The sequence below is a fragment of the Variovorax sp. J22G73 genome, from assembly GCF_030317035.1.
Lineage (GTDB): Bacteria > Pseudomonadota > Gammaproteobacteria > Burkholderiales > Burkholderiaceae_C > Variovorax.
On sequence record NZ_JASZYK010000001.1, the window covers coordinates 1324372 to 1342810 of the forward strand.

The window sequence follows — 18439 nt, forward strand, 5'->3', positions numbered from 1 at the left end:
GTCTTGGGGACGATCAGCGGTAGACAGGGAAACGGCTCGTCAGCGCGTGCACCTTGGCGCGCACGGCATCGATGTTCGCCGCGTCGCGCGGGTTCTCGAGCACGTCGGCGACCAGGTTCGCGGTGGCGCGGGCCTCTTCGTCCTTGAAGCCGCGCGTGGTCATGGCGGGGGTGCCGATGCGCACGCCGCTGGTGACCATCGGCTTTTCAGGGTCGTTGGGGATCGCGTTCTTGTTGATCGTCATGTGGGCGGCGCCCAGCACGGCTTCGGCTTCCTTGCCGGTGATGCCCTTGGCGCGCAGGTCGACCAGCATCACGTGGCTTTCGGTGCGCCCGCTCACGATGCGCAGGCCGCGCTGGGTGAGGGTGTCGGCAACGATCTGCGCGTTCTTGACCACCTGTTGCTGGTAGGCCTTGAACTCGGGCGTCATGGCTTCCTTGAACGCGACGGCCTTGGCGGCGATCACGTGCATCAGCGGGCCGCCTTGCAGGCCGGGGAAGATGGCGCTGTTGATCGCCTTCTCGTGTTGCGACTTCATCAGGATGATGCCGCCGCGCGGGCCGCGCAGGCTCTTGTGCGTGGTCGAGGTGACGATGTCGGCGTGCGGCACGGGGTTGGGGTACACGCCCGCGGCCACCAGGCCGGCGTAGTGGGCGATGTCGACCATGAAGATCGCGCCCACGTCCTTGGCCACCTTGGCGAAGCGCTCGAAGTCGATGCGCAGCGAGTAGGCCGAGGCGCCCGCGATGATCAGCTTGGGCATGTGCTCATGCGCCTTGCGTTCCATCGCGTCGTAGTCGATGGCTTCGTTGGCGTCCAGGCCGTAGCTCACCACGTTGAACCACTTGCCGCTCATGTTCAGCGGCATGCCGTGGGTCAGGTGGCCGCCTTCGGCCAGGCTCATGCCCATGATGGTGTCGCCGGGCTTCAGGAAGGCGAGCATCACGGCTTCGTTGGCCGAGGCGCCGCAGTGCGGCTGCACGTTGGCGGCATCGGCGCCGAAGATCTGCTTCACGCGGTCGATGGCCAGCTGCTCGGCCACGTCGACGTGCTCGCAGCCGCCGTAGTAGCGCTTGCCCGGGTAGCCTTCGGCGTACTTGTTGGTGAGCTGCGAGCCCTGGGCGGCCATGACGGCCGGCGAGGCGTAGTTCTCGCTGGCGATCAGCTCGATGTGATGTTCCTGGCGCGCGTTTTCGGCTTGGATCGCGGCCCAGATTTCGGGATCGGTCTGTTCGACCAGGATGTTGCGTTGGTACATGGCAGTCCTTTGAAGACGAGGTCCTTGTTCTTCAACCAAAACAAGGGCTGCCCAGGCGAACGGCTGAACGCCTGTTGAGGTCAGGCGGCACGCTTCCCAGTGGTATTCCACGTCAGCGCGTGGCACCTTGTTCGGGTGCTGCGCCTATCGCCAGTCGCGTACCCGCCGAGTGTAGCGCACCGCATCCGGCGGGCAACCCGGCAAGGAGAATGTCAGGACACCGAGGAAAGCAGGGCGACCTTGGCCGGCTCGGCGCCTTCTTCGGGCTTGGCCGGCGCCACCACGGGCAGCGGCTGCGCGCGCATGCCCGGAGGCGGCGGCGTGACGGTGGTGGTGGACGGCGCGCGGCCGTTGGCCACCTGCAGCAGGCGCTCGTGCTCGGCGATGACCTTGCTGGCATAGCCGCCGTCGTCCTGCAGGTTGGCCGCGCCCACGTAGTAGCGCAGGCCGCCTTCCAGCGAGCCGGCGCGGGCGATGCATTCCTGCAGCACCTTGACGCCCACACGCATGTTGGTCACCGGGTCGAAGGCGGTGAGCGTGCCGCCCGCGCTTTCGTACTTGTCGCCGTGCACGCGGGTCATGACCTGCATCAGGCCCTGCGCGCCGACCTGGCTCTGGGCGAACGGGTTGAAGCTCGACTCCACCGCCATGATCGCGAGGATCAGCGTCGGGTCGATCTTCGTGCGTTTGCCGATGCCGTAGGCCTCGGCCACCAGCACGCTCAGCGGCTCTGCGGCCACGCGGTACTTCTTGCTCAGCCAGTAGGCCACCGCGGCTTGCTGCTTGGGCAGCTCGCTCGGGCTCGCAGCCGTGGTTCGCTCGATGGCGGTCGGCTCCAGGTCGGTGGCTTCCGGCGCGGGCTTGCGCGATTGCAGCCAGCCCATCAGTTGCTCCTCGCCGGTCTTGCGCAGATCGGGCCGCGCCACGAGGGCGAGGGCCGCGAACACGATGGCAAGGCCAACCAGTGCAAACCCGTTGTGGGTGATCTCAAAAAAGCCGTCTGCCACATCGGACACGAAGGTCCGTAGCCCGCGGGCTGTGGCATCGAACGCCTTGTTCATCGCTCTTCCTTTCTGTGCGGCACCCGAAACGCAACGCCGGTGAGGGCGAGGGATGAAGGCAGCGGCGCTTGGATTGGTACGAATCAGGCTCCGCGCATGGAGTGAAGGGGGTTGGGAGCGCGGCGACCTGATCAAGCCGGTTGGGATTCGGCAGCGGATTCAGGGGAGGCTCCGCCGCGTCGGGCGGTCGGAGCAGGGCGGATTCTAGCGTGGGTTAATACACGGTCAAGCATAACGAATTGAATCTTTATGCTAATGAATGCCTAAAAACGTGACAGTTTCGAGGCGTTTCTGCTTAGGGGAAATCCCTTTGTAAAACGCGTTTGCAATCGGAGGGTGCGCAGCCTAATCTGAACGGGCCTGAGGTTTCAGGCGTTTTTCCGAGGTCCCGCAGTCCGAGGTGCAAGTCAAGGGCTCAGCGTCCGAGGAACCACGGTGGCAATCTCTTGCTGCCAGCACGGTGGGAACCATCGACTTCCCGTCGCGCGAATCGATGGCATGGGTCTTGTGCCCGCCATCAAGCCCGACGACGAGACATTCAGTCGCGTCGCCGGGCTTTCTTGTTTGCGTGCCTGGGTGACAAGCCTTTCTTCCTTCTGGCGCGCACCTCTTTGCGGCACACTCCCGCGATGGACGTAGCTTCGATCAAACAAAACAAATGGGTGCGACGTGGGATCGTCGCGGTGCTGGTTCTGCTGGCGTTCTGGGTCATCGCCTGGCTGGTGGTACCCCCCATCGCCAAGAGCCAGATCCAGAAGATCGCGAGTGAAAAACTCGGCCGGCAGGTGACCGTCGGCAAGATCGATTTCAAGCCCTGGACGCTCGAACTCACGCTGAGCGACCTGCGCATCGCCACAGCCGACGGCGCCAAGTCGCAACTGGCCATCGGACGCATCTACGCCGACGCCGAACTGCAGTCCATCCTGCGTCTCGCGCCCGTGATCGACGCCGTCACCATCGATGCGCCGGCCGTCCTGCTCACGCACCAGGCTGACGGCAAGTACGACATCGACGACATCCTCGCGAAGCTCTCCGCCGGCCCGCCGGCCGATCCGAACGCCAAGCCCGCGCGCTTCGCCATCTACAACATCGCCATCAACGGCGGCTCGGTCGACTTCGACGACCAGACCGTCAAGCGCAAGCACGAGCTGCGCGACTTCGTGCTGAAGGTGCCGTTCCTGAGCAACCTCGACTCCAAGCGCGATATCAACACCGAGCCCAAGCTGGCCTTCGTGCTCAACGGCAGCAAGTTCGATTCGGCCGCCTTCACCACGCCCTTTGCAGACAGCCGCAAGACCGATGCGCAGGTGCAGTTCAAGGGCCTGGACCTGGTGCCGTACCTGGGCTACATCCCCGGCGGCCTGCCGGTTCGCCTGCAGGCGGGCAGCCTGGACGCCGACCTGAAGATTGCCTTCGAGCATGGCGCCACCAACGGCTTGAAGATCACCGGCACGGTCGAGGCGCACACCACCAAGGTGGCCGACGCGCGCGGCCGCGACCTGCTGGGCTTCGAGTCGCTCAAGCTGGCACTGGCCGATGTGCGTCCGCTCGAATCGGTGTTCCATCTGAGCGAAATTGCCCTGGTCAATCCGCAGCTGGCGGTGGCGCGCGACGCGGCCGGCCAGCTCAACCTGCTGGCGACCGACCCCACGACCGGTGCGACCGAAAAGGCCGCGCAATTGCCCGCTGCCGCCGCCAGCGCACCCGCCGGCAAGCCGGTCGAAAAGCCCGTGCTGAAGGTGCAGGTCGACAAGCTCGCCCTGAGCGGCGGGCGCATCGGCTGGCGCGACGAAACCGTCAAACCCGCGGCGGCCATCGACGTGACCGCGCTCGGTTTCGACGTCACCGGTGTCACCTGGCCAATGGAAAAGCCGGCCCAGTTCAGCGGCAGCACCGCCGTGGCCGGCGCCTCGCTCAAGTTCAACGGCACCGCCACCGACAAGGTGGCCGACGTGCAGACCGAGGTCGATGCGCTGCCGCTGTCGCTGGCGGCCCCTTACCTGGCGCAAAGCCTGGAGCCCACGCTCGACGGCAAGCTCAGCGGGCAGATCGACATCGCCTGGGCCCAGCCCGATCTCAAGTTCAAGGCGCGTCGCCTGTCCGCCGACGGCCTGGCGCTGACCCAGGCCAAGACCGCGCTGGCCAGCGTCGGGCGCTTCGAGCTGGTCGATGCCGAAGCCGACATGACGAAGCACACATTGAATGTGGCCTCGTTCACCGCCACCAACCCCAAGGTGCGCATCGAGCGCGACAACGAAAAGCACTGGATGTTCGAGCGCTGGCTCAAGACGCCGGCCGGCGGCGGCACCAGGGAAACCGAAGCCAAGGTCGCCGCGCCCAAGCCCGCCGCCGCCGAAACGCCGCAGCCCGGCGCCAACACCAAGCCGTGGGCGCTGACCATCGGCACGCTGGCGGTGGACAACGGCAGCCTTTCCTATTCGGACAAGGCGAGCACCACGCCGGTGGCGGTCGAGGTCACGGCGTTCAAGCTCAACGCCCAGAAGATCGCGCCGGACACCAACACCGTTTCGCCGCTGCAGGTGTCGGGGCGCATCGGTTCCGCCGGGCGTTCGGCCGACCCGGGCCGCTTCGACTACAAGGGCAACATCGTGCTCAAGCCGCTCGCGGCGGAGGGCCGGCTCGAGGTGGCGTCGTTCCCGGCGCATGCCTTCAAGGCCTACTACGCCGACGCGCTCAACGTCGACATTCGCCGTGCCTTCGCGAGCTACCGCGGCACCGTGCGCTACGCCACTCTGCCGGCGGGCATGAGCATCAAGCTGGCCGGCGACACCGCGCTGGACGACTTCCGCGCCAACAGCGTGTCGCTCACCCAGTCGCCCGGCTTCGACCGCAACACCAACCAGCTGCTGAGCTGGAAGACGCTGAGCCTGCGCGGCCTGCAGGTCAGCCTGGCGCCCAATGCGGCGCCCAGCGTCGACGTGCGCGAAACCACGCTGACCGACTTCTTCGCCCGCGTGATCGTCGACCCCACCGGCCGGCTCAACCTGCTGAGCCTCACCAAGAAGGGCGAGGCCGAAGGCAACGCCGCGGCTGCTTCCGCGGCCGCCACAGGCGATGCCACCACCCGCAAGGGCCCGGGCGGCACCACGACCACGACCCGGGCGGCGCCGGCCCGGCCTTCGGGCGGTGCGCCGGTGTCTGCCGAGGCCATGGTCGGCGGGAGCCCCGAGCCCGCCAGGCCGGCGGCCACGGCCCAGGCTGCACCCGCCGCCGCGCCGGCCGCCGACGCGGGCCTTGCACCGGTCATCAACTTCGGCCCGATGAGCCTGGTGAACGGCAAGATCGACTTCACCGACCTGTTCGTCAAGCCCAACTACTCGGCCGACCTGAGCGAGCTGACCGGCAAGCTCAGCTCCTTCTCGTCGAACCCGCCGAAGGGCGAGGGCGGCCGGCCCGCGCTGGCCGACCTCGAACTGCGCGGCAAGGCGCAGCAGACCGCCGCGCTGGAAATCACCGGCAAGCTCAACCCGCTGGTCAAGCCCATCGAGCTCGACATCACCGCCAAGATGCGCGACCTCGACCTGGCGCCACTGTCGCCGTACTCGGTGCGCTACGCCGGCCACGGCATCGAGCGCGGCAAGATGAGCATGGACGTCAACTACAAGGTGGCGCCCGACGGCCAGCTCACGGCCACCAACAAGCTCGTACTTAACCAGCTCCAGTTCGGCGACGAGGTCGCGGGTGCGCCCGCCAGCCTGCCGGTGAAGCTGGCCGTGGCGCTGCTGGCCGACCGCAACGGCGTGATCGACGTCGACCTGCCGCTCAGCGGCTCGCTGAACGACCCGCAGTTCAGCGTCGGCCCGCTGATCTGGAAGGCCGTGGTCAACCTGATCGTCAAGGCCGTGACGGCGCCCTTCAGCCTGCTGACCGGCGGCCTGGGCGGCGGCAGCGGCGAGTCGAGCGCCATCACCTTCGAGCCCGGCGGCTCCGACCTGAGCCCGGCCGCGAAGGAAAGCCTGGACAAGGTCGCCAAGGCCCTGACCGACCGGCCCACGCTGCAGATGACGGTGGTCGGCACCTCCAGCCTGGACAAGGAGCGCGACGCCTACCAGCGCCAGCGCGTGCGCCAGCTGACCTACGCCGAGAAGCGCCGCGTGGCGGTGCGCGGCGGCCAGACCGGCACCGAAGTGCCGCCGGTCACCGATGCCGAATACCCCGACCTGTTGACGGCCGTGTACAAGCGCGCCGACATCACCAAGCCGCGCAACCTCGTGGGGTTGGCCAAGGAGCTGCCGCTGAAGGACATGGAGAACCTGCTGTTCGCCAGCGTGCCGGTCGACGAGGAATCGATGCGGCAACTGGCCGTCGAGCGCGGCGCCGCGGTGCGCGACTACCTGCTCGCCAAGAACGTGCCGAGCGAGCGGTTGTTCCTCGGGGCCGTGCGCACCACGGCCAGCGGCAACGACTGGAAGCCGGGCGCGGAGCTCAGCCTGACAATGAAATGACCAGAACCGAAGGGCGGAAGAGGGCCGGACAGGCAGGGGGCTTGGTTTTTTCCTCTGGCTTGCTATATATGTAGTCCGTTAAGCTCCCCGCCCACAACCCCGCATTCGCCCTCATCCAGGGCGAAATTCAGCGGCCAACCGCAAGTGGGTGAAAATGTCGATGTGCGCCGGCCTTTGCCGGCGCCTTCGCTTTCTCTACCAAGACAACGATTTCGCGCAGTGACCTCTACTTCTTCCAAGCCACACGATCTTCAAGCCCTCGACACGCTCACCGGCGGCGCCTTCACCGCGCCAACCTCCGGCGAGCGTTCCGCGCGCATCCGCGACTGGCTCGCGGGCAACCCCGCGCCCGAGCAGATGCAGGAGGTCTTCAAGGAGCTGAGCGGTCGCGACAAGGGCGCCGCGCGCCTGCTGCGCGAAAAGCTCGACGAGCTCAAGCGCGCCAAGGGCCAGGAGGCCATTGCCGCCGAATGGGCGCAAAAGGCCGAGGCCCTGCTGGGCCAGTCCAAGCTCAACATCGCCGACGCACTGGCCTGGCAGCGTGATGCCGCCAAGGCCGGCGCACCGCTGTCGCGCGAACCGCTGGCCGGCCTGAAGGCCAGGCTGGCCGAGCGCGTGAAGGGCATCGAAGACCTGCAGCACCGCGCGCAGGTGCACCGCGAAGCCGCCGTGCTGCTGGCGCAGCGCTTCGAAGTGCTGTCCACCAAGGGCTGGCAGGACGCCCAGGGCGCGGAAGAATCGCTGCGCGCCGACGTCACGCATTGGCAGCAGCAGGCCACCGAGATCACCTCGGACGCCAACTGGACCAGCCTGGACGCCAAGTTCGCTCCGCAGCTCGAAGCCTCGAAGTCGCAACTGCTGGTGGTGTCGGATTCGTTCCATAGCGCGCTGGCCCAGGCCATTGCCGCCGCTGCCGATGCCGCGGCCCCGCTGCCGCCCGTGCCCGTGTGGGCCGACGAGTTGCGCGCCGCGCGCGGCGAAGTCGTCGCCCCCAAGGCCGCTGCCGCGCCCGCGCGCCCGGCCGCTCCCAAGGTCGACCCGGCCGTGCGCGCCGCCGCGCAAGACGCGGTGCAGGCCGCGCTCGCCAAGCTCGAGCAGGAAACCGCCGAAGGCCACGGCAAGGCCAGCGCCGGCGCCGCCGCTGCGCTGCGTGCCGTGCTCAAGGAGCACGGCAAGATGGTCGATGCCCCGCTCGAAGCCCGCGTGCATGCCGCGCTGGTTGCTGCTGGCGAGCTCGAAGGCTGGCAGCGCTGGAGCGCCGACAAGGTCCGCGAAGACCTGGTCGCCAAGGCCGAAGGCCTGCTCAAGCGCCCCGAAGGCCAGGCCCTCGGCGGCCGCAAGATGCAGGAAACGCTGCGCGCGCTGCGCGACCAGTGGAAGCAGGCCGACCAGGGCGGCGTTCCGAACCATGCACTGTGGAAGCGCTTCGACGAAGCGTGCAACGAAGCCCACAAGGTCGTCGAGGCCTGGCTCGAAAAGGTCCGCGCCGACGCGGCCGAGCACCGCGCGCACCGCGTGGCGCTGATCGAAGAGGTCAAGGCCTGGGCTGCCGAGCATGCTGGCGCCTCCGACCTGAAGGCGCACAACCGCGCGCTGCACCAGTTCGCCGACCGCTGGCGCGATGCCGGCCATGTGGGCGAAAAGGTGTTCGCCGAACTGCAACCGCAGTGGAACGAGGCTTTCGGTGCCGCCCGTGCACCGTTCGAAACGGCGCAGAAGGCCAGCGTCGAACGCCGCCAGGCCATGATCGCCGAGGCCATCGACCTCGGTGCCCAGCCCATGCTGCGCATCGATGCAGTGAAGGCGCTGCAGCAGCGCTGGCAGGCCGAGGCACAGGGTGTGCCGCTCGACCGCCGCCATGAACAGAAGCTGTGGGACGCGTTCCGCGCGCCCATCGACGAAGCCTTCAACCGCAAGACCGCCGAGCGCGAGAAGGCCTCGGCCGCCATGAGCGAGCACGACCGCTACGTGCTCGACGCCTCGAAGGCGCTCGACGCGGCCAACGCCGGCGGCGACGCGCAGAAGATCCGTGCCGCCATCGCCCGCCTGGAAGGCGCGCTGCGCGGTGAAGCACCGCCGCCAGCATCGGCTCCGGCTCCGGCTCCGGCACCGAAGGCCGCTGCTTCGAGCGACGGCCCGTCGGTCGGCGCGACCGAAGTCGAGGCGCCCGGCCAGGCCGCCGCCGAGTTCGGTGAAAGCGCCGAGCAGGCCCCGAGCCCGAGCGACGCGGAAGCCTCGCCCGGCACCCACAGCGATGCTGCGCCCGCAGCCTCGGCCGACCTGGTGGCGCCCGCCGACGGCGCCGATGCCTCGGCCCGCGCCGACAGCGAAGCGCACGACGCCGGCGAGCCCGCCGCCGCCGAAGCACCGGCCGCAGCGCCGAAGCCCGCGCCCAAGCCCGTCGTGGCGATGCGCGGCGACGACCGCCCGAGCAGCAAGAAGGGCGAGCCCGCACCCGCGGCGCGTGGCGCCGGTGGCCGTTTCGGCGACCGCCGCGATGGAGGCCGTCCCGGTGCCGGTGGCCCGGGTCGCCCCGGTGGTGACCGCGGCGATCGCGGTGCGCCTCGTGGCGATGCACGCGGCGATCGCGGCGCGCCGGGTGGCGGCCGCTTCGGCGACCGTCCGCCGCGCTTCGAAGATCGCGGTCCCCGCCTTGGCGACGCTGCCTTCCGCGCACAGCGCGAGGCGCTCGAGCGTGCCGACATGGCCCTGCGCAAGCTGCAGGCGCAAGCCCACGGCGAAGCGCTGACACAGGTGCTGGGCGCCTGGGAGCAGCGTGATGCCAGCCGCCTGCCGAGCGTGCAGGAACTGGGTCGTGCGGTGTCGCCCGCCGTGCGCACCGGCTGGTCGCAAGCCATCGGCACCGCGCCGTCGGCTGCTGCCGGCGATGCCGCCGAAGCGCTGCTGCGCCTCGAAATGGCCGCCGAAGTGCCGACGCCTGCCGAGCAACTCGACGCGCGCCGCGCGCTGCAACTGAAGCTGCTGACCAAGCGCGGCGATCCGGCGCCGGTGCAGACCTGGGGCCAGGACGCCGGCAAGGTGCTGGCTGCGCCGCACGACGCCACCAGCGCACGCCGCCTGCAGAACGCGCTGAAGGCGCTGCTGCGCAAGTAAGCCGCAGAGAGCGGCCATGAAAAAGACGCCCCGCGGGGCGTCTTTTTTTTGGAAGCTCGAAACGAAGAAGCCTGGACCGGCTTAAACCTGCTCGCCGATCACAGGCGTCTGCACGGCCCCGGCCTGTTCGGTGGCGTGGCCGGCCGCGATCCTGCGCCGCAGGAACAGCCCGCCGATGCCCAGCAGCAACGCGACGGCGCCCACGATGAGCGTGCCCTTGTCGGTGGCGCTCGACGCCGCGGCCTTGTCCTTGACCTCCATGATCTGCTGCACTTCCGCCAGCGTCACCACAGGCTGGCCCTTGAGCTTCACTTCGTAGACCAGGTTGTTGTCGGACGGATCGAGGCGCACATCGACGGCTTCGTCGATCAGCGGCTCCAGCTTCTTGCGGCCGACCGCGTAGTCGACGCGCCACTTCTCGGTGCTGCCGTCGGCCACCTTGGCATCGAGCACGAAGTAGCGGCGCGTGCTGCTGCCGCCGCGGCGGCGCTTGGTGGTCTCGGTGACTTCGCTGCCGCCGACGATGGTGCCGCTCTTGGCGACCAGGTCTTCGACGGCGGTGCCATGCGTGTCCGCGCTGGCCTTGAACTGCGCATAGCCTGCCCACCCCAGGATGCCGATGCCGATCACAAGTGCCAGCCACGCCTTGCCCGTGAGCTGATAGATCCAATCCCTCATGTTGTTTACCTTTTTGAACGAGTTGATAACCCGTCAATCGTAAAGGTTGAACAGCTATCTAATTGATAGCTAGAGAGCCAGTATCCGCCGGCCTTCAGGCCCGTTTAGGCAGAAAGAATTCATCGAAAATCCGCAGCATTTCCGGGAAGTCTCGTGCGAAGTTCGGGCGGTTCACGAAGTAGGCCTCGCAGGCCACCGCGAAGAACTCGCTGACCGAGGTGGCGCCGTAGGCATCGAGCCAGGGAGGCTCTGCGCCGAAGCGTTCGGCCATGATGGTTTTCTCGCGGAAACCGTCGTAGGCGCGCTGCAGCACGCCCGTCCAGGCGGCGCGGGCCTCGCGGGCGCTGCGCGTTCCCGCGAAGCCGGCGGGCAGCGGCGGGCAGCCATTGGCGTCGCCGTTGCGCATGTCGATCTTGTGGGCGAACTCGTGGATGACGACGTTGTAGCCGCGCTCGGTGCTCACGCTGCTCGCGAGCACGTCGTCCCAGCTCAGCATGACAGGGCCGCGGTCCATCGCCTCGCCGGCGACCACCTCGCCGTATTCGTGCACCACCTGGGCCTCGTCGACTACCTTGCGCCGCGCCACCACTTCGGAGCGGTGCACCACGATGCCGACGAAATCGTCGTACCAGTCCAGGCCGCCCTTCAGGTGCAGCACGGGCAGCACGGCCTGCGCCGCGATGGCCAGCGCCACTTCGTTGGTGATGGTGAAGCCCTTGGCGCCGTGGAATTCCTTGTCGCGCAGGAATTCGGCGGTCAGGGTGCGAAGGCGCTGGCGGTCGGGCTCGGGCAGGGCGCCCAGGAAGGCGTAGCGCCTGAGCGCCGCCTGCCAGGCGGCTTCTGGGATCGGGGGCAGGGCGCGCAACCGGCGCAGCCACTTGAACATCGGTGGCGGCGGCGCGGCTAGCGCAGGTCGACGCGCTGCGCGCCGGCGGGGGAAAGGCAGAGCAATTGCGCGCGCGGCGGGTGCGCCGCGGCGTCCCAGTCGCTCAGCACGATGCGGCGCAATGCCTGGCCGTCGGCATTGCCGTCGCCATTGCCATCGCTCAGGTCGTGGTCGGCGGGGCGGTGCGTGTGGCCGTGGACCAGCGCATGGGCGCCGGCCTGCCGCAGCCAGTTGCGCGCGGCGTCGCTGTCGACATCGGCCCAGACCGTCGAGGGATTGCGCTTGCGGTCTTCACTCTGCACGCGCATGGAGCGCGCGAGCGCGCGGCGCTCTTCCAGCGGCCTGGCGAGGAACGCGGCCTGCCATTCAGGCGTGCGAACCTGCGCGCGGAACTTGAGGTACTCGGTGTCTTCCAGGCAGAGGATGTCGCCATGGCTCAGCAGCCAGCGCTGGCCATGCAGCACCAGCACCGTCGGGTCGTCGAGCAGGGTGAAGCCGCTTTTCGCCGCCAGCGCGGGGCCGACCAGGAAATCGCGGTTGCCGTGCATGAAGAACACGGGCAGGCGCTGGGCAGTGCGGCGCAGCAGCTCCGCGCACTGCGCCTCGAAGCCGGGCTGGGCGGCCGCATCGTCGCCCACCCACACCTCGAACAGGTCGCCGAGGATGATGAGCGCGTCGGCCGGCGTGGTCTGCAGGTAGCCCTGCCAGGCCTCGAAGGTGGCGGGCTCGCCGGCCTGCAGGTGCAGGTCGGAGATGAGGTCGACGGTGCGCCACGCGGGCGGCGCCACCAACTCGGGAAAAGCCGGGCTAGCCACCGTGCTCATGCGAGCCCCATGCGAACTTCACGCCGACCCGCCGGGGTCGTCATTCAGCGATGACGACAGCCTTTTCGATCACCACGTCTTCGAGCGGCACGTCGTCGTGGAAGCCCTTGCGGCCCGTCTTCACGGCCTTGATCTTGTCGACCACGTCGGTGCCGTTGATGACCTTGCCGAACACGGCGTAGCCCCAGCCCTGGGCCGAGGGGGCGGTGTGGTTCAGGAAGCCGTTGTTCGACACGTTGATGAAGAACTGCGCGGTCGCCGAGTGGGGCGCGCTGGTGCGGGCCATGGCCACGGTGTAGTTGTCGTTCTTCAGGCCGTTGTTGGCCTCGTTCTCGATTTCGGCGCCCGTGGGCTTTTGCTGCATGCCGGGCTCGAAGCCGCCGCCTTGCACCATGAAGCCGGGGATCACGCGGTGGAACACCGTGTTGTCGTAGTGGCCCTTCTTGACGTACGAGACGAAGTTTTCGGCCGACTTCGGCGCCTTTTCAGCGTCGAGTTCGAGCGTGATCACGCCGTAGTTCTTGATGTGCAGTTCGACTTGGGGGTTGCTCATGAGGGACTCCTTCTTCGGAAAACAGGGATCACTTCGCCAGCAGCGAAGCGGACTTGATGGTGACGGCTTCGAGCGGCACGTTCTGCATGCCGCCCTTGTTGCCGGTGGCCACGCCGCGGATCTTGTCGACCACGTCGGTGCCGGCCACGACCTTGCCGAACACGGCATAGCCGTAGCCGTCGGGGTTCGGCGCGTTCAGCGAGTCGTTGTTCTTCACGTTGATGAAGAACTGCGAGGTCGCGGAGTTCGGGTTGCCGGTGCGCGCCATGGCAACGGTGTACTTGTCGTTCTTCAGGCCGTTGCTCGCTTCCAGCGGGATGGCGGCGCGCGTGGGCTTTTGCTGCATGTCGGCCGTGAAGCCGCCACCCTGGATCATGAAGCCGTCGATGACGCGGTGGAACACCGTTCCGTCGTAGTGCTTGTCCTTGACGTACTGCAGGAAGTTCTCGACGGACTTGGGCGCCTTGGCCGCGTCGAGCTCGATGACGATGTCGCCGGCCGTGGTGGCCAGCTTGACGCGAGGGGAGGCCGTTTGTGCGTGGCCGGTGGCGGCGAACGTGAGCGCGGCGGCCAGCACGAGGGCGCCGCGGCGGCTGAGCAGGCTGAACTTGGAGGAGGCGTGGATCGTCAAGAGAAGCTCCGAGTGCGAATGTATGAACGTGCGAATGTGCAGGTGAGGGGCGGTGGCCGTGCATGGATGCCGCCGCGGGCACCCACGGCGGCCATGTCGGCTACTTGCTGGTGCGGCCGACAGGCTTGCGGATGACCGCGGGCGCGGCGGGCAGGGCGGCGGCTTCGGCCTCGGCCTTCGACGTGAAGATCTGGCGGATCAGCGAGAGCTTGGGCGCGACGCTGGCGTTGGTGCTGGCGAACTGCTGCGCGCGCACGTATTCCTGCGCCGCGAGGCGGGCGTACACGTCGCCGAGGTTCTCGTGCGCCGTGGCGTAGTTGGGGTTGAGCTTGATGGCCTGCTCGAGCGCGGCACGGGCCTGGTCGAACTTGCTTTGCGAGGCGTACAGCGCGGCCAGGTTGTTGTAGGGCTCGGAAAGCTCGGGGAAGTCTTGCGTGAGCTGCGTGAACGCGGCGATGGCGTCGGCCTGCTTGTTCTGCTCGGTGAGGATCACGCCGCGCAGGAAGCGCATTTGCGGGTCGCGCGGCTTGCCGGCGATGTAGGTGTCGGCCTTGGCCAGCGCCTCGGTGGGCTTGCCCTGGCGCAGCAGCAGGTTGACCTCGTCGTAGTCGTTCGCGTACGCCGCGGGTGCCCACAGGCTGAACAGCAGTGGCAGTGCAAAAGCGATGGAGAGTCTGGAGAACGCGGCGTGCTTCATGAAGCCTCGGCAGAGATCCGGAGATCTGGAAATGGGGGAATGCGGGCTTGGGGAACACCCCGACGCCGCGCGGCGGCAGCCGTTTATACTTGGCCGGATTGTAGCCGAGGGGCCATGTCCAACCCCTTGCCGCCACAGCCCCGTCACCCCTGAAAAACACCGTCTGTCGCCCGTGCCGCACGTGCGCGAAATGACGCTTTCCGAATCTCATGAGTCTGCGCATCTACAACACGCTGTCGCGTGAATTGGAGGAATTCTCCCCATTGCATCCCGGACAGGTGCGCATGTACGTTTGCGGCATGACGGTCTACGACTACTGCCACCTCGGCCATGCCCGCTCGATGATCGCGTTCGACGTGGTGCAGCGCTGGCTCAAGGTGAGCGGCTACGCCGTGACCTACGTGCGCAACATCACCGACATCGACGACAAGATCATCCGCCGCGCGGTCGAAAACGGCGAGAGCATCCGCGCACTGACCGATCGCATGATCGACGCGCTGCACGAAGACGCCGACGCGCTCGGCATCGAACGCCCCACGCACGAGCCGCGCGCCACCGACTACATCCCGCAGATGCTGTCGATGATCGGCACGCTCGAGAAGAAGGGACTGGCCTATCGCTCGAGCAACGGCGACGTGAACTACGCGGTGCGCAAGTTTCCCGGCTACGGCAAGCTCAGCGGCAAGTCGCTCGACGAACTGCATGCGGGCGAGCGCGTGGCCGTGCTCGACGGCAAGGACGACCCGCTGGACCCGGTGCTCTGGAAGAGCGCCAAGGCCAGCGAGCCCGACGAGGTGAAGTGGGCCAGCGAGTTTGGTGCAGGGCGCCCGGGCTGGCACATCGAGTGCTCGGCCATGGCCTGCGAACTGCTCGGCGAAACGCTGGACATCCACGGTGGTGGCGAAGACCTGCAGTTCCCGCACCACGAGAACGAGATTGCCCAGAGCGAAGGCGCCACCGGCAAGCCGCTGGCCAACACCTGGATGCACAACGGCTTCATCGTGACCGACAACGAGAAGATGTCCAAGAGCCTGGGCAACTTCTTCCTGATCCGCGATGTGCTCAAGAAGTACGACGCCGAGACCATCCGTTTCTTCGTGCTGCGCGCGCACTACCGTCGCCCGCTGAACTACAGCGACGTGCACCTCGACGACGCGCGTGCCTCGCTCAAGCGCCTGTACACCGCGCTCGACCTCGTCACGCCGGCCGACGTGAAGCTCGACTGGGCCGACCCCTATGCCGCGCGCTTCAAGGCCGCGATGGACGAAGACTTCGCGACGCCCGAAGCGGTGGCCGTGCTGTTCGACCTGGCCGGCGAAGTGAACCGCACCAAGTCGTCCGAGCAGGCCGGCTTGCTGAAGGCGCTGGGCGCCTGCGTGCAGATATTGCAGGACGACCCGAAGGCGTTCCTGCGCGCGGGCACCACGCTCGACGAGGCCACCATCCAGGCGCAGATCGATGCACGTGCCGCGGCCAAGGCCGCGAAGAATTTCGCCGAGGCCGATCGCATTCGCCAGGAACTCCTGGGGCAGGGCATCGTGCTCAAGGACTCGCCCACCGGCACGACCTGGGCGGCCGCGCAGTGAACGGCACGACCAACCCCATGCCCGCCACCAAGAAATCCAGCGTCCAGATCTACACGCCGGACTATTGGGAAGAGGCCTGCAAGCACCTGGCCAAGAAAGACCGCGTCATGAAGCGGTTGATTCCCAAGTTCGGCAACGCCTGCCTCGAGTCGCGCGGCGACGCGTTCACCACGCTCGCGCGCAGCGTGGTCGGCCAGCAGATCTCGGTGAAGGCCGCGCAAACCGTGTGGGACAAGTTCGTGGCGTTGCCGCGCAAGCTGACGCCGGCCAACGTGCTCAAGCTCAAGGTCGACGACATGCGCGCGGCTGGCTTGTCGGCGCGCAAGATCGAATACCTCGTCGACCTGGCCCTTCATTTCGATTCCGGCGTGGCCCACGTCGATTCGTGGAAGGACATGGCGGACGAACTCATCATCGAGGAACTGGTCGCGATCCGCGGCATTGGCCGCTGGACGGCCGAGATGTTCCTCATCTTCCACCTGATGCGCCCGAACGTGCTGCCTGTGGACGACGTGGGGCTGCTCAACGGCATCAGCGTCAACTATTTTTCGGGCGACCCGGTCAGCCGCAGCGATGCCCGCGATGTCGCCGTGGCCTGGGCGCCGTATTGCAGTGTGGCGACTTGGTATATTTGGCGATCGCTGGACCCGGTTCCAGTCGCGTATTGAATAACAGGAGAAGACGTTGGCGAAACGAACCTTCCTCGACTTCGAGCAGCCCATTGCTGAACTCGAAACCAAAATCGAAGAACTGCGCTATGTGCAGACCGAATCGGCGGTCGACATTTCTGAAGAAATCGACCAGCTCGGCAAGAAAAGCCAGCAGCTCACCAAGGACATCTACAGCGACCTGACGCCCTGGCAGATCACCAAGATCGCCCGGCATCCGGAGCGGCCCTACACGCTGGACTACGTCAACGAAATCTTCACCGATTTCGTCGAACTGCACGGCGACCGGCACTTCTCCGACGACCTGTCGATCGTGGGTGGCCTGGCGCGCTTCAATGGCGTGCCCTGCATGGTGCTCGGCCACCAGAAGGGCCGCGACACCAAGGAGCGCACCGCGCGCAACTTCGGCATGAGCAAGCCCGAGGGCTACCGCAAGGCATTGCGCCTGATGAAGACGGCCGAGAAGTTCAAGCTGCCGGTGTTCACCTTCGTGGACACGCCCGGCGCCTACCCCGGCATCGACGCGGAAGAGCGCGGCCAGTCGGAAGCCATTGGCCGCAACATCTTCGAGATGGCGCAGCTCGAGGTGCCGATCATCGTCACGATCATCGGCGAGGGCGGTTCCGGCGGTGCGCTGGCGATCTCGGTCGGCGACCAGCTGGTGATGCTGCAGTACTCGATCTACTCCGTCATCAGCCCCGAAGGCTGCGCTTCCATCCTGTGGAAGACCAGTGAGAAGGCACAGGAAGCGGCCGATGCCCTGGGCATCACCGCGCATCGCCTGAAGGCGCTGGGCCTCGTCGACAAGATCGTGAACGAGCCGGTGGGTGGCGCGCACCGCGACCATCGCCAGATGGCCGCTTTCCTGAAGCGTGCGTTGAACGACGCCTTCCGCCAGGTCAGCGACCTGAAGCCGAAGGAACTGCTGGACCGCCGCTACGAGCGCCTGCAGAGCTACGGCCGTTTCAACGACACCAAGGCCGACAACGGCCGATAGGCCGCCCCCGACCATGGCCTCCGCCTTCGAACGCGCCATGGCCGCGTTCGAGCCGGCGCAACGGCCGTTGGCGGTGGGGTTCAGCGGCGGCGCGGATTCGACCGCCTTGCTGGCCGCCTGCGCAGCGCGCTGGCCGGGGCAGGTGGTCGCCTTTCACGTGCACCACGGGCTGCAGGCTGCAGCCGATGATTTCGAGCAGCATTGCGTCGCGGTGTGCGAGCGCCTCAGCGTGCCTCTGGTCGTGCACCGTGTCGACGCGCGGCATGCGCCGGGCGACAGCCCTGAAGACGCTGCGCGCCGTGCGCGTTATGAAGCATTCGCCGAGATGGCGCGCACCGGTAATGCAGGTGCCGCTGTCACGTCGGTGGCGCTGGGCCATCACGCCGACGACCAGGTGGAGACGCTGCTGCTGGCGCTGTCGCGCGGCGCGGGTCTTCCGGGTCTGGCCGCGATGCCGGCGCATGCGAAACGCAACGGGCTCGACATCTACCGGCCGCTGCTGACCGTGCCTGGTGCCGAGGTGCGCGAATGGCTTGCCGGGCGCGAATTGCCATGGATCGAAGATCCGACCAACACCGATGCGCGCTACACGCGCAACCGGATCCGCTCGGTGCTGCTGCCCGCGCTGGCGCAGGCTTTTCCGCAGTTCCAGTCCACTTTCGCGCGCAGCGCCGGGCATGCCGCGCAGGCCCAGCAGCTGCTGTCCGAACTCGGCGCGCAAGACCTGCTCGCCGTGGGGGACCCGCCCCGCATCGCCGCGCTGCAGGCGCTTTCGCGCGCCCGGCAGGCCAACGTGTTGCGCCATTGGCTGATGCGCTCGCACGGCTGCGCCCCCAGCGCCGCGCAGCTCGACCAGTTGCTCGACCAGCTCCGCGCATGCACCACGCGGGGCCGCCGGATCCATCTCAAGGTGGCGGCCGGTTTCGCCGAGCGGCGGGGCGACTTCCTGCATTGGTACAATGCCCCGCCCTCGCCGAAGACTTCGCTCTGACAGCTTGCAGGGCGCCGCCTTTCAAGCGG

14 protein-coding genes and 1 riboswitch are annotated in these 18439 nt (G+C 67.5%); of the genes, 6 read left to right on the plus strand and 8 right to left on the minus strand.

The window, feature by feature from the left end:
* Nucleotides 1–13: 13 nt before the first annotated feature.
* Nucleotides 14–1258 carry a serine hydroxymethyltransferase gene (gene glyA / locus QTI51_RS06250; protein WP_116908775.1) on the minus strand — a complete coding sequence of 415 codons (1245 nt, stop codon included), beginning with the start codon at nt 1256–1258 and terminating at the stop codon, nt 14–16.
* A 42-nt stretch (nt 1259–1300) separates the two neighbouring features.
* Nucleotides 1301–1426: riboswitch (ZMP/ZTP riboswitch) on the minus strand.
* A 44-nt stretch (nt 1427–1470) separates the two neighbouring features.
* Nucleotides 1471–2319, minus strand: coding sequence for a lytic transglycosylase domain-containing protein (locus QTI51_RS06255; RefSeq protein WP_116908776.1), 849 nt, complete (start codon nt 2317–2319; stop codon nt 1471–1473).
* Nucleotides 2320–2948: 629 nt separating this feature from the next.
* Here QTI51_RS06255 and QTI51_RS06260 point away from each other — a divergent pair.
* Together QTI51_RS06260 and QTI51_RS06265 are read left to right on the plus strand one after the other, a co-directional pair.
* Nucleotides 2949–6785 carry a DUF748 domain-containing protein gene (locus QTI51_RS06260; RefSeq protein ID WP_116908777.1) on the plus strand — a complete coding sequence of 1279 codons (3837 nt, stop codon included), beginning with the start codon at nt 2949–2951 and terminating at the stop codon, nt 6783–6785.
* A 219-nt stretch (nt 6786–7004) separates the two neighbouring features.
* On the plus strand, nt 7005–9899 hold the full coding sequence (locus QTI51_RS06265) for a DUF349 domain-containing protein (RefSeq protein WP_116908778.1): 2895 nt from the start codon (nt 7005–7007) through the stop codon (nt 9897–9899).
* A gap of 81 nt (nt 9900–9980) precedes the next feature.
* Here QTI51_RS06265 and QTI51_RS06270 read toward each other — a convergent pair whose 3' ends face one another.
* From QTI51_RS06270 to QTI51_RS06295, 6 genes are all read right to left on the minus strand, one after another.
* The gene (locus QTI51_RS06270) at nt 9981–10577 is read right to left on the minus strand and encodes a hypothetical protein (protein ID WP_116908779.1); all 597 of its coding nucleotides are present in this window, start codon (nt 10575–10577) and stop codon (nt 9981–9983) included.
* A 94-nt stretch (nt 10578–10671) separates the two neighbouring features.
* The gene (locus tag QTI51_RS06275; protein ID WP_116908780.1) at nt 10672–11463 is read right to left on the minus strand and encodes a M90 family metallopeptidase; all 792 of its coding nucleotides are present in this window, start codon (nt 11461–11463) and stop codon (nt 10672–10674) included.
* Nucleotides 11464–11480: 17 nt separating this feature from the next.
* The gene (locus tag QTI51_RS06280; RefSeq protein WP_116908781.1) at nt 11481–12287 is read right to left on the minus strand and encodes a UDP-2,3-diacylglucosamine diphosphatase; all 807 of its coding nucleotides are present in this window, start codon (nt 12285–12287) and stop codon (nt 11481–11483) included.
* A 40-nt stretch (nt 12288–12327) separates the two neighbouring features.
* A complete protein-coding gene (locus QTI51_RS06285; protein WP_116908782.1) occupies nt 12328–12840 on the minus strand; it encodes a peptidylprolyl isomerase in 513 nt (170 codons plus the stop codon).
* 28 nt (nt 12841–12868) lie between these two features.
* A complete protein-coding gene (locus QTI51_RS06290) occupies nt 12869–13471 on the minus strand; it encodes a peptidylprolyl isomerase (RefSeq protein ID WP_116908783.1) in 603 nt (200 codons plus the stop codon).
* Between the two features lie 100 nt (nt 13472–13571).
* Nucleotides 13572–14168: a tetratricopeptide repeat protein gene (locus QTI51_RS06295; RefSeq protein ID WP_116908784.1), complete on the minus strand. Its 597-nt coding sequence runs from the start codon at nt 14166–14168 to the stop codon at nt 13572–13574.
* Nucleotides 14169–14377: 209 nt separating this feature from the next.
* Here QTI51_RS06295 and cysS point away from each other — a divergent pair, with 209 nt between their 5' ends.
* From cysS to tilS, 4 genes are read left to right on the plus strand one after another with little or no spacing between them, the layout of a single operon-like run.
* A complete protein-coding gene (gene cysS / locus QTI51_RS06300) occupies nt 14378–15754 on the plus strand; it encodes a cysteine--tRNA ligase (RefSeq protein ID WP_116908785.1) in 1377 nt (458 codons plus the stop codon).
* 17 nt (nt 15755–15771) lie between these two features.
* Nucleotides 15772–16422, plus strand: coding sequence for a DNA-3-methyladenine glycosylase family protein (locus tag QTI51_RS06305; protein WP_116909094.1), 651 nt, complete (start codon nt 15772–15774; stop codon nt 16420–16422).
* Between the two features lie 16 nt (nt 16423–16438).
* Nucleotides 16439–17419, plus strand: a complete 981-nt coding sequence (locus QTI51_RS06310; RefSeq protein ID WP_116908786.1) for an acetyl-CoA carboxylase carboxyltransferase subunit alpha — start codon at nt 16439–16441, stop codon at nt 17417–17419.
* Nucleotides 17420–17432: 13 nt separating this feature from the next.
* A complete protein-coding gene (gene tilS, locus QTI51_RS06315; RefSeq protein WP_116908787.1) occupies nt 17433–18410 on the plus strand; it encodes a tRNA lysidine(34) synthetase TilS in 978 nt (325 codons plus the stop codon).
* The last annotated feature ends 29 nt before the right edge of the window (nt 18411–18439 follow it).